Genomic DNA, 12,403 nt, shown 5'->3' on the forward strand with positions numbered 1-12,403 from the left:
CCTTATACAACATATCGCCCGCTGTCGATAAATTCCCGGGCGATGTCTCGATTGCGCGTGAACTCTCCTTCACTTTGCAAATCATTCATCCATTTTCCAAGAATTGTACGGTACTGTCGGTGTTTTTCACCCGTTAACATCCCGTTTATTAATTGTCGAGCCTGCTTTTCAATTTCAAAGAGCGTTTCACTAACAACTGTTGCTGTGAGCTTGCTTTTTAACGTTTCTTTTTCTTCTCCATTTCTGGTTACGGCTTTTTCCACGCGTAGCACAGATGACTCCATAGCAAATAGCCCAACAGCAATTTCTGCTAGTTTCATCAGCGTTTCTTGTTCTTGCGCTAGATTGGCTTGAAACGTTTGGAATGCTGTTCCTAACAAAGCAAGAAACAAATGTCTTGTGGTAATAACAGCCTGCTTTTCTCGTGCTAGAAGTTCATTTGAAGGTGTTTCCCACTGACCGCTCATCAATTCACTGAGGGCATGCTCTACTTGTTTGCTCAGCTCTATTTCACCTTTGCCCGCTTTTTTTAGAAGCTGAGTTGGAAGCAAAAGGCGGTTGATTTCATTTGTACCTTCAAAAATACGATTGATGCGTGAGTCACGATATACTTGCTCTATTTTATATTCTTGAATAAACCCTGCGCCGCCATGAAGCTGCAGCGATTCATCGGCAATTAAATCAAGAGTTTCCGATCCATACACTTTACATACTGAACATTCCATTGCAAATTCAGCCAGCTGTTTAGCTACTAACTTATGATTTTCACTTTCATATAAACCACCAAGCGCTTCTTCTAGTAAACCAGCTGTCCGGTATTGCATAGATTCAGAGGCAAAAATACGCGCTGCCATTTTAGCTATTTTTTCTTTTGAAGCATTAAATTCTGCAATAGCTGTTTTAAACTGCTTGCGTTCTTTTGTATAAGTCAAAGCAAGTTCAAACGCATATTTCGCTGCGCCCATACACGCAGAACCTAAGTTAAAACGCCCGAGATTTAAGACGTTCAAGGCAATCAAGTGACCTTTTCCTACTTCTCCAAGTACGTTTTCTACGGGTACTAAACAATCTTCATAAATAACCGGGCGAGTAGACGACCCTTTAATCCCCATTTTCTTTTCTTCTGGCCCGAGAGACAGCCCTTCAAAACCTTTTTCTACGATAAAAGCGGTAAAATGTTCACCGTCTACTTTTGCATACGTAATAAATGTATCTGAAAAAGCAGCATTGGTAATATACTGCTTCGTTCCATTTAATACATAATGCGTTTTTTCAGGATTTAATAGGGCTTTTGTTTGGGCTGCAAGAGCATCAGAACCTGCTTCTGGCTCTGTCAAACAGTAGGCGCCAATATATTCACCGCTTGCCAATTTAGGCAAGTATTTTTCTTTTTGCTTTTTGGTGCCAAAATACGTAATAGGAAGTGTCGCAATACATGTATGGTTAGAATGGGCCACCCCATATCCGCTTGTCCGGCCAATGATTTCACCGACGAGTCCTTTGCTTACTTTATCAAGACCTAATCCTCCATATGCTTCTGGAATACTGTGAGCAAGAAGTCCAAGCTCGCCTGCTTTATGCATTAATTCTACTACTTTATTAAAATCTTGCTGCTCAATGTCACTGTGGTAAGGGTCGACTTCTTTTTCAATAAACTGCTTTGCTGTCTGAGCGATCATACGATGCTCATCCGTCAAGTCTTCGGGTGTATAAACGTGATGCGTAGATGTTTTTTTTAGTAAAAATGATCCGCCTTTTGCTTCGGTTTTCATTTCAGACATATCGTTTCCTCCCCGTTTACTAGCTTTTTTTTCACTACCTTAGGAACTACGGAATAGACGTTTTTCCGGGTTACAAAGCCAATTTCGTCTAGAAAACCATACTGAGTGAGCATTTCTCCTACGGCTGAGTGTTTCAATATTTCAACAGGTGAATGCTCATAAGCCTCATACAAAAGCAGTGCAGCTTTTGCAGCATCCGTTAAATAAAATGTTTTTAGTTGCAGAAGACAGCTTATAAAGTACCCCGCTCCATATAAATCTTCTAGACAGAAGCGATCGGATGAACCTGAACAAACCAATAAAACAGTTTCATCTTGACTTGGTTGACAAACAGCACCGGCAACCGCTTCTCCGTTTAACAGTGAAGCTGCATAGACATGTTTTGCTTTTTCAGCGTTATGAATGGCCACCGTCCCATTAGTGGTGGATAAAATAACTGTTTTATGTTGAATATGCTTTAATGTGCTGGGGTTTGGATCAAAAAAGCCTTCAATCGTTTTCCCTCTATATTCGCCTACAAGCGCAATTTCGTCAGGTTTATACGTTTTTGCTTTATTACGCGCTTCTTCTTCATTTCTTACCGGGATAACTTCCGTTGCTCCTTGCTGTAAAGCAGCCGCAATTGTTGACGTAGCCAATAAGACGTCAAATATAACGACCGTTTTTCCTTCTAGCTTTTTGGCAAGAAGCTCTTCTTTTTTGTAGTATTACGTGAACTTTTCTTTTCATATATGCCCGCGTTCTGTATGCAGAGCATGAATAATCAGTGTTTTTACGTAATCTCCAAATTGTGAAAACCGTTCATCATTTGTTTGGCCTTTTTGATAACGGTAATAAATTTGCTGACAAATGACAGCAAGTTTGAAGTACGCAAACTTCAGGTAAAAGTCAATGTGTGAAACATCTCGTCCGCTTTTTTTAGCATACGCTTCTACAAAATCTCGACGGGAATAAAAGCTTTTTTGCACAGTAACAGGGGGGTTCCCCAATCCTCTTTTTAAAAGTTCAGGGTCGCCGTCTTCCATCCAATAGCTCACCGCAACTCCCAAATCAGCAAGCGGGTCTCCAACGGTTGTCATTTCCCAGTCGAATAATCCTACAATTTTCTTTCCATCCGGTGAAAATAACGTATTGTTAAGCTTATAATCATAGTGAATAATGGTTGAATGCTGTGAAGTTGGGAAGTGTGTGGTCAACCATTTCTTTAGTGCTTCTACTTCCGGTATGTGACTTGTTTTTGATTTTTCATAACGATGAATCCAGCCGTGTACTTGACGTTCTAAAAAACCTTCAGGCTTGCTGATTTCTTCAAGGAGCGTGCCTTTATAAGGAACATCATGAAGTTGAACAAGGACATCCACCATTTGTTCTGAAATACGACGGCAAAGTTCGCTCGTTTCTTTCACTTCTTTTGGAAACGCTGTGTCGATGAGAACACCGTGCTTTCGTTCCATTAAAAAAAAGGATTTTCCGACCACCGTCTCATCTTCACAAAACACATACGGCCTAGGAGCGAGAGGGAACGACTTCGATAAAACAGATAAAATCTTGTATTCTCTTTGCATGTCATGCGCTTTTGGGGCAACTGGCCCAAAGGGAGGACGTCTCAACACAGCCTCCCACTCTCCGACTGAAAGAGCGTAGGTTAAATTGGACGCACCAGATCCAAATTGCTTGATTAAAAGAGGCTCTTTAGGTAAATCAGGAATCGAAACACGGAGAAACTGATGCAGTTTTTCCGTGTTTAATTCCTCTCCTTTTCGTACAGGAATGATTTGTGCCATTCTTTTACCACCTGCTTTTTTGTAGTTAAACAGCTACTTTATAATTCATCAAAAACTGCTTAATATCCGCTGGAATAGAAATGCTTTTTTGTGCATCAAAATCAAAGTACACGATGACAGCTTCTCCTTTAGCAATCAGCGATCCCGTCTTGCTGTCGGTAATTTCATGGCCAATTGTAAAGCTTTTATTGCCGACATTAGATACAAAGGTTTTAATCATTAGCACTTGATTAAAATATCCTTGCGCAACAAAATCACATTTAGTAGAGGCTAAAATATACTCCCACTTTTTTGTATGCATAGATGCTCCCATTTCTTCAAAAAAAGCAATCCGGGCCTCTTCTAAATAAATGAAATAGCTCGTATTGTTAATGTGACCCAGTGCGTCTGTTTCGCAAAAGCGCACTTTGACCTGTGTTTCATACATGATCTTCTCCTCCTTTACTTATGTGAAAAAACAGCGGGACGCTTTTCAATAAATGCTGATACTCCTTCTTTAATATCTTCTGTTTGAAAGATTTCTTCAAACAGCTCTGCCTCAAGTTCAAGACCTTCAGATAATGTACGATTCATTCCTTCGTTTACCGCTGTCTTAATTCGAGAAAGTGACGGAAGAGAGTGACGGTTAAATTTCTTAGCCAGCTCTTTTGCTTTTTCGAGCCCTTTTCCTTTAGGCGTGACATGATTGGCAAATCTTGCATGAAGCGCTTCTTCTGCAGAAACAGGACTTCCGGCAAACATCCATTCTTTAGCTTTAGATACGCCGATTACGCGTGGAAGGCGCTGAGTTCCGCCTCCTCCAGGAAACAATCCGAGCTTCACTTCCGGAAGACCGATTTGAGCATGTTCTTCGGCAATGCGTATATCAGCAGTTAGCGCAAGTTCGCATCCCCCCCCAAACGTTAAACCGTTTAACACGACAATTGTTGGTTTCTCAACATTTTCAAGCTTTTGCAAAACGCGATGGGTTTTCATAAACTCTTCTTTAATGCCGCTTTGTCCCATTAACTGAGGAAATTCTTTAATATCAGCTCCAGCCATAAACGCCCGGTCGCCCGCTCCTGTTAAAATAATTGTAATGACATCAGGATCTTTACTAAGCTCTTCATACGTTTCTTCAAGCTGCTGCACAACAGCCTGACTCATTACATTTAAAGGAGGGTTATCAATGGTTACAATAGCCATTTTTTCTTCTTTTTCAATACGTACAAATTTTTTCATCATTGCTTCACTCCCTGTGTGTGGTATGTGTAAAAACCTTTTCCTGTTTTACGTCCAAGCTCGCCTTTTTGAACTTTTTCTTCAATGCACGCAGCTGGCTTGTCCTCTGGATCCCCCGTTTCACTATAGCGCTGCTGCATCACAAAATATCCGACGTCAATTCCCGAGAGATCCATCAATTCAAAAGGACCGATCGGGTGATTGAGCGCTTTTTTGCAAATCGTATCAATGTCTTCAAAATCTGCGTATCCATTTTCGTAAAGGAAAACGGCTTCTTTTTGCAACGCTCCTAAAATTCGATTGGCGATAAAACCTGAGATTTCTTTTTTCAGAAGGACTGCTGTGCGATTAATTTGCTTACAAACTTCCATGGTCGTTTGAGCTGTTTTTTCACTTGTCTTTTCACTCATCACAACTTCTACGCAGTCCATTACAAGAGGAGGAAAAAAGAAATGCATGTTAACGATTTGCTCTGGACGGTTTGTTGCACTTGCAATAAGCGAATTAACAATTGTTGAACTATTCGATGCTAAAATGGCGTGACTTGGTGCGTACTCATCTATTTCTTTAAAAACGCTTTGTTTTACATCTAACTTTTCTACAACGGCTTCAATCACAAAATCAGCATTTGAAACCGCTTCTTTTAATGTATTTGTAAAAGACAACCTTCGAAATGCGGCTTCTTTAGCATCAGAAGAGATTTTGCCTTTATGAACCCATTTGCCTATAATTGCTTCCAGCTTATTTTTCGCCTCAATGAGTGATTGTTCATTCATATCTTGAATAATTGTTTCATATCCTCCAAGTGCACAAAGCATACCGATTTGATGTCCCATTTGTCCTGCTCCAATAACAGCAATACGCTGTATATCTTTACTATTCATGTTATAGCCTCCTTTTAATATAAAAGGAGAGAAAGAGCTTATACTTTCCCGCCTTTTACGAGCACTGTCTAACCTAGCAGCTACTGTGACTGAATACCTTTCATCAACATCTTATAAAAAATAGCCGCAACTTCTCGATCTGACTTTTCACCATCCGGCTGAAACCAGAAATAGCTCCAATTTGTCATTCCTAATATGCCTAGCGTCACGATATCTGAAGGCAAATCTGAACGGAACTGCCCTGCTTCCATTCCTTTTTCAATAATTTCCTGTACGTTTTCTTTAAAACGATCGCGCTTTGGAATGATTTGTTCTAAGTGTTCTTCACTCAAATGACGCATCTCTCGAAAAAACACTTTAGCTCGAAGCCCTTCTTTTTCAATATCATGAACAAGTTTAAAAATAATGCTGTGCAGCTTTTCTGGATAAGATGTCGTCTTATCTGCAAGAATCGTCTCTTGGTTTTCTATTAACCTTTCAATATATTGAAGGTGAATATCCATTAAAAGCTCTTGTTTGCTTTTAAAATAATAATAAAACGTTCCTTTTGTGACGTTTAATTCATTTACAATATCTTGAATAGACGTTTCTTTGAAACCTTTTTGAGCAAAAAGCTGAATGCTTCGTTCCATCATCAAATCTTTCATCGTCAAACCCTCTCTGTCTTTTCTCATTTTCACAAATTATACCATGGCTTAGAGGGAGCTTTTGAAAAAGTTTGTTTATGTTCAGCTTATTTACATCGTTTCTTTCACCACTTCTTCTCGCAGTGCCCGTCGCAAAATTTTTCCTACATTGGTCTTAGGAAGCTCAGCGCGAAACTCAAAGATTCGCGGAATTTTGTATGCTGCAAGATGATGTCGACAATAAGAAGTAAGCTCTTCTTCGGAAAGAGATTTCCCTTCTTTTACTACCAAAATCGCTTTAATTGTTTCTCCTCTGTAAGGATGCGGCACGCCAATTACGACGGCTTCTTTAATATGGCTGTGTTCATATAAAACTTCTTCAATATCTCGAGGATACACATTAAAACCACTTGCAATAATCATATCTTTTTTGCGATCAACAATGGATAAATACCCATCTTCATCTATCTGTCCAATATCTCCTGTGTACAGCCAGCCGTTTCTAAGCGCGTGAGCTGTTTCTTCAGGCTGATTCCAATAGCCCTTCATAACTTGAGGGCCTTTAATCACTATTTCTCCAAGCTCTCCTCTTGGCAGTTCTTTTGTTCCGGTAGCCACGTCTACAATTTTATAAGCGGTTTGCGGCACGCCAAGTCCGACTGTACCTGGCTTTCGTTCACAAAACGGCAGGTTGCAATGGGTCACGGGGGATGCTTCTGATAAGCCGTACCCTTCTAACACTTTAGCGCTCGTTTTTCGTTCGAACTCTTTCATCAGCTCAACAGGCATCGGCGCACTACCGCTGTTGCAGATGCGAATACTTTCGATGTTGTATTCTTCTGCCCGCGGATGATTGGTAATCGCGACATACATAGTGGGCACGCCAGGAAAAATACTAGGCTGCTCTTTTTTTATTGTATTTAGTACTTCTTCTAAATCAAAACGCGGCAATAGCAATATTTCATTTCCACAAAGAATTGATAAATGCATGCAGGAAGTCATGCCAAATACGTGAAACAATGGAATAACGGTTAAGCATTTTTCTTTTCCTAATTCAATATCATGCTTAAATATTTCGTATGATTGAACTGCGTTTGTGTAAATGTTTGTATGTGTAAGCATCGCACCTTTAGATGGTCCGGTCGTTCCTCCCGTATACTGAAGAACAGCAATATCGTGTGATGGATGGATAACCGGCTGATTAAATTCATGTTTTATGGTTAAAAAATCTAGGAAGGAAAGGTCTGGTGATGTAGGAACAAAAGGTTTTTGCAAGCTGACAGTTATCGCTTCTTCTATATCAACGCGGTTTCTTATCTCTTGAAGTCTCGTATAAAAATCATCGAGTATAATTATTTTTTTTGCCCCGGAATCGTTTAAAATATGCTCTAGCTCTTGTTCGACAAGCATAGGGTTGACCTGAGTAACAATGCCGCCCGCTGCTACGATGCTGAAATAGCTTATTATATATTGCGGACAGTTTGGTAGCATAATTGCTACACGATCTCCTTTTTTAATTCCTTTTTTCTGCAGTGCTCCTGCAAATACGCGAACTGAGTGGTACAGCTCCTGGTACGTTAACGTATGCTGATACATGCGCGTGGCCGTGTGAGCAGGATAACGTTCGGCTGTTTCTTTCAGCATATCAAATAGTGAAATATCTTCGATGTGAATCTCATGAGTGTAGGCTTCTGGATAAGGTGTAAACCATTTTTTAACGTCTTCCATCAAGTTACTCCTTTCTTATTCACATAGCATGAACTCCACCGTCTACCGTCAGAATATCGCCCGTAATATAATTAGATGCTGCAGAAGCAAGAAAAACAGCCGCTCCTTTTAAATCAGCTTCGGCGCCAAAGCGTTTTAAAGGGGTTTGACTTAGAAAATAATCTTTTCCTTGTTCCATAATCGCACCTGACATTTTAGTAGGAAAAAATCCCGGCGCAATCGCATTAACTTGAATATTATGCTGTCCCCATTTGACAGCTAAATCTTTCGTGAACGTAATGACTGCCCCTTTACTCGTGTTGTACCCGATTGTATCCATATACTGAGGATCCGTTCCTCCAAGACCCGCAATTGAAGCAATGTTAATAATCTTGCCAGCTTTTTGTTTAATCATTTCTTTTCCAGCTTCTTGGGACATTAAAAACGTGCCCGTCACATTAATATTCATCACTTTTTGCCATGCTTCAAGAGGCATTTCTTCAGCCGGAGCTCCCCATGTAGCTCCGCTGTTGTTAATTAAAATATCGATGCGTCCAAATGTTTCAATCGTTTGGTGCACGACATTTTTAATATCTTCAGGCTGACTGATGTCGCAAGTTAAGGCGAGAGTTTTTACGCCCATGGTGGCCAATCGATCAGCCACTTGCTGACACGCTTCTTTTTTTCTTGAACATAGAACAATATTTGCCCCTGCCTCTGCAAGCCCTTCTGCCATTTGTTCTCCTAATCCTCTGCCTCCTCCGGTAATAATAGCTGTTTTTCCAGTTAAATCAAACAAATCCTTTATGTGCATAGGTTGCCTCCTGTTCTTGATAGGATTTTAGCTCAAGTCTTGCAAGCTGCGCTTTGTGCACTTCGTCTGGACCATCAGCAAGGCGCAAAGTTCGAGCATTTGCCCAAAGTGCCGCAAGCGGCGTGTCTTCTGAAACACCTGCTCCTCCAAATGCTTGAATGGCGCGATCAATGACTTTTAAAGCCATAGCAGGAGCTATTACTTTAATCATGGCAATTTCTTTCCGCGCTTTTTTGTTCCCAACTGTGTCCATCATATACGCAGCTTTTAATGTTAATAAGCGAGCTTGCTCAATTTCAATACGCGATTCTGCCACCCATTCTTGAATAACCCCTTGCTGGGAAAGCAACTTATTAAATGTAGAACGACTTTGAATACGCTTACATAATTCTTCAAGCGCTCTTTCAGCTGCTCCTATTAGACGCATGCAGTGATGAATACGTCCAGGCCCTAATCTGCCTTGAGCAATAGCAAACCCTTTTCCTTCTCCTAAAAGCATATTAGATGCTGGCACACGCACATTGTCATAATGAATTTCAGCGTGTCCATGAGGAGCGTGATCGTATCCAAAGACTGGAAGCATCCGTTCAATTTTAACTCCCGGAGTATTTAATGGAACTAGAATCATAGACTGCTGCTCATATTTAGATGCGTTAAAATCACTTTTTCCCATCACAATAGCAATTTTGCAGCGAGGATCTCCCGCACCTGAAGACCACCATTTTCTTCCGTTGATTATATATTCATCGCCTTCTCTTACAATACTGCACTGAATGTTTGTGGCATCAGAAGAACCTACATCCGGTTCTGTCATAGAAAAGCAGGAGCGAATGTCTCCATTTAACAGAGGCTTTAACCATTTTTCTTTCTGTTCAGGCGTTCCGTATCGAACCAGCACTTCCATATTGCCGGTGTCAGGAGCTCCGCAGTTAAAAGCTTCTGGCCCAATAATAGAACGGCCCATAATTTCGCAAAGAGGAGCGTATTCTACATTTGTTAGGCCTGCTCCGTATTCGCTTTCTGGCAAAAATAAGTTCCATAACCCAGCTTGCTTTGCTTTTTCTTTTAACTCTTCCATGATTGGAGGAACAGCTGACCATCTAGATGGCTGTTCATTCAGCTGTTGTTCGTATAGCCGTTCATTTGGGTAAATATGCTCTTCTATAAAAGAGTTCAATTCTTTTTGCAGCTTCACTACTTTGTCAGAGTAAGAAAAATACACGGTAGTCCCTCGCTTTCATTTACTTACTAACCGGTTGGTATGTTACATATTCATCATAAATGAAGGAAAATAATTCAGCAAGATATTTTTAGAAAAATTCTAATTATTATATTATTTAGAATTAAAAAAAGAGAGGTTAAAACCTCTCTTTTTACGCGGATGTCATTTCCTCAAATACGGCTGATACCTTTTCGAACTCATCATCATCTTCAATTGAAGACCATTCACCATTATCTTCAATTTTTAAAAAGAAAACATCAATTTCTTCTTCTGTTTCAATTAAAACTTCTTCCACAAATGCAACGGCAATATAATCGTGCCCTTCAATCGTCATTTTTCCAAGCACTTCAATATCTTGCTCTTGATCATTTTCATCTAAAACTGTAAAAATCTCTCCCGTTTCAATGCGTTCCATCTTATTCCCTCCTATTTTAACCTCATTATTTGTTCACTAACATGTATTCCCCTTTAGAAAAGGTTTCATGCTTACAAAAGTAGAATCTACTTTTTAAAAGGCAAAAGAATGTCTACGGTAGTTCCTTTTCCAAGTTCACTTACAAAGTTAATTTCTCCTCTATGTTCTCGAATGATCTTATAGCACACCATCAGTCCAAGCCCCGTTCCTTTCTCTTTGGTACTATAAAAAGGTTTTCCTAAATGCTGCATTCGTTCCTGCGTGATGCCTGGCCCCTCGTCGCTAAACCGGACAACAAGGTTCTCCTGATTAAATCTTTTTAGTTGAATCGTTACAGTTCCTCCACTCGGCATAGATTCGACTGCATTTTTAAATATATTGCTAAACACCTGTTTTAACTGGTTTTCTTCGCATAATACGAGAGGAAGATGAAGATCAATCTCTTTTTTTACGTGAATTTTCTCTGTAATCCCCTGCACCTCAGCTAGCTTTAACGTATTCTCTAAAATATCTTGGACGTGTTTGTCTTTGTAGGTTTTCGCCTGAGGCTTTGCAAGGCTCAAGAACTCATCGGCAATCAATTCAATTCTATCTAACTCATGATTTATCATTTCTACATAGTAAGGCTGACCGCTCGTTTCTTTTAATAACTGCATAAATCCTTTTACCGCCGTCAGAGGATTTCGAATTTCGTGAGCGATACCCGCTGCTAACTGTCCGACTAAGGAAAGCTGCGCGGATTCACGCAGCAATTTTTCAGTTTTTTTACGTTCTGTAATATCACGAAACAAAACTTGAATGGCCTGCTTTCCCATATAGGGAATAGGAAAGGCAATGGTTTCGGCATCAATCGTATGACCGTCTTTATGAATAAATTTTTCTTCCTGTAGGTCTACAGATTTATTTTCTGTTTTCATTCGATAAATTCGCTGTTTTACAACATCATAGTAATCAGGGTGAACAAACTGATAAACACAAGCTCCTAATACGTCATGAGGATTCTTGTACCCTAGCGCTTTGGCTCCTGCAGGGTTGATATAATCAATTTTCCCTTCACTATGAACGATAATCGCTTCCGGGGATAACTCAATCAAACTTCGGTAGCGCTGTTCGCTTTCTTTTAAAGCCGTCTCATCCTGCTTGCGCGATGTTATATCTCGATAGACAAAAGCAATGCATAACGGCCAATCATTCATATTTTCAACGCGGAATAGTGTGACGCTTACATTAATTAAATGACCGTCTTTATGCTGTCTGACCGTCTCAAATTCCGTTTTCGATTCACCTGATTGAATAGTCTTATGAAGTTCGCACACTGGCTCCTTTAAAAACAAAGGTATAATCGGAAGAGGCTTTTGATAAATTTCTTCAAACGTCCAGCCAAATGTATTCTCAAACGCAGGGTTCACTTGAAGCGTTTTACCCTCTAAGTCAACGATAGCAACAGCATCTGCGTTATGATAAATAAAAGGCTGAATCTGTTCTTTTTTCTCCTGATAACTAGTTATATTCACGCAATGTCCCATAATTTCAGGCTTTTCTGTGTAAGATAAAGGGGTTAAGTTTACTACATAGCGTTTATCATTTATTTGAAGCTCGTACATAAGCTTTTTCTTTTTATTTAGCGCTTCGAAAAAATGCTCATACGAGACCCATTCTTCTAGAGGTATTTTTTGCTCAGAAACGCTTTCTCCTTGATACATACTGTAAACAAGATGGTCGCCTTTTTGTTTGTAAGCAAATATGATTCCTAGAGCCTCAGCTGAATGATTTTCTGCATGTAATCGGACTATTTTTTTATTTTCGTTCATCGTTCATATTTACCTACCCCTCACTAGCATCTTTCCTAATCGGTCTCATTCTCTTAATTTTACATGAGGCGTTTAGAATTTACTAGATAAAGAAGCGGATATTTTCCATTCATTCACATAAAAAAAAGCGCCACTACA

At 39.9% G+C, this 12,403-nt stretch carries 11 protein-coding genes and 1 pseudogene; all 12 read right to left on the reverse strand.

Translation table 11 applies throughout. The features are described from left to right. Window positions 1–2: 2 nt before the first annotated feature. The 12 genes and pseudogenes from N178_RS19235 to N178_RS19290 all read right to left on the reverse strand — a co-directional run bounded on the left by N178_RS19235 (window position 3) and on the right by N178_RS19290 (window position 12,265). A complete protein-coding gene (locus N178_RS19235) occupies window positions 3–1,781 on the reverse strand; it encodes an acyl-CoA dehydrogenase family protein (protein WP_045294181.1) in 1,779 nt (592 codons plus the stop codon). After that, window positions 1,769–2,510 (reverse strand): annotated as a pseudogene (locus N178_RS19240) (2-phosphosulfolactate phosphatase). Before N178_RS19240 ends, N178_RS19235 begins: the two are co-directional and overlap by 13 nt. Then, a complete protein-coding gene (locus N178_RS19245) occupies window positions 2,507–3,565 on the reverse strand; it encodes a phosphotransferase family protein (protein ID WP_045294183.1) in 1,059 nt (352 codons plus the stop codon). Before N178_RS19245 ends, N178_RS19240 begins: the two are co-directional and overlap by 4 nt. Window positions 3,566–3,590: 25 nt before the next feature. After that, the gene (locus N178_RS19250; protein ID WP_045294185.1) at window positions 3,591–3,992 is read right to left on the reverse strand and encodes an acyl-CoA thioesterase; all 402 of its coding nucleotides are present in this window, start codon (window positions 3,990–3,992) and stop codon (window positions 3,591–3,593) included. Between the two features lie 14 nt (window positions 3,993–4,006). Further along, window positions 4,007–4,789, reverse strand: a complete 783-nt coding sequence (locus N178_RS19255; RefSeq protein WP_045294186.1) for an enoyl-CoA hydratase — start codon at window positions 4,787–4,789, stop codon at window positions 4,007–4,009. After that, window positions 4,786–5,670 carry a 3-hydroxyacyl-CoA dehydrogenase family protein gene (locus tag N178_RS19260; RefSeq protein WP_045294188.1) on the reverse strand — a complete coding sequence of 295 codons (885 nt, stop codon included), beginning with the start codon at window positions 5,668–5,670 and terminating at the stop codon, window positions 4,786–4,788. The genes N178_RS19255 and N178_RS19260 overlap by 4 nt, the downstream gene beginning before the upstream one ends. An 80-nt stretch (window positions 5,671–5,750) precedes the next feature. Then, the gene (locus N178_RS19265; RefSeq protein WP_045294190.1) at window positions 5,751–6,317 is read right to left on the reverse strand and encodes a TetR/AcrR family transcriptional regulator; all 567 of its coding nucleotides are present in this window, start codon (window positions 6,315–6,317) and stop codon (window positions 5,751–5,753) included. 90 nt (window positions 6,318–6,407) lie between these two features. Next, a complete protein-coding gene (locus N178_RS19270) occupies window positions 6,408–8,024 on the reverse strand; it encodes a long-chain-fatty-acid--CoA ligase (RefSeq protein ID WP_045294192.1) in 1,617 nt (538 codons plus the stop codon). A 19-nt stretch (window positions 8,025–8,043) separates the two neighbouring features. Then, on the reverse strand, window positions 8,044–8,817 hold the full coding sequence (locus N178_RS19275; protein ID WP_045294194.1) for an SDR family oxidoreductase: 774 nt from the start codon (window positions 8,815–8,817) through the stop codon (window positions 8,044–8,046). Further along, window positions 8,795–10,039 carry an acyl-CoA dehydrogenase gene (locus N178_RS19280; RefSeq protein WP_045294196.1) on the reverse strand — a complete coding sequence of 415 codons (1,245 nt, stop codon included), beginning with the start codon at window positions 10,037–10,039 and terminating at the stop codon, window positions 8,795–8,797. Before N178_RS19280 ends, N178_RS19275 begins: the two co-directional genes overlap by 23 nt. A 151-nt stretch (window positions 10,040–10,190) precedes the next feature. Continuing rightward, the gene (locus N178_RS19285) at window positions 10,191–10,454 is read right to left on the reverse strand and encodes a DUF1292 domain-containing protein (RefSeq protein WP_045294198.1); all 264 of its coding nucleotides are present in this window, start codon (window positions 10,452–10,454) and stop codon (window positions 10,191–10,193) included. Between the two features lie 86 nt (window positions 10,455–10,540). Then, the gene (locus tag N178_RS19290) at window positions 10,541–12,265 is read right to left on the reverse strand and encodes a PAS domain-containing sensor histidine kinase (protein ID WP_045294200.1); all 1,725 of its coding nucleotides are present in this window, start codon (window positions 12,263–12,265) and stop codon (window positions 10,541–10,543) included. Window positions 12,266–12,403: the final 138 nt, after the last annotated feature.

It is taken from the genome of Priestia aryabhattai B8W22 (assembly GCF_000956595.1).
In the GTDB taxonomy this organism is placed as follows: Bacteria; Bacillota; Bacilli; order Bacillales; family Bacillaceae_H; genus Priestia; species Priestia aryabhattai.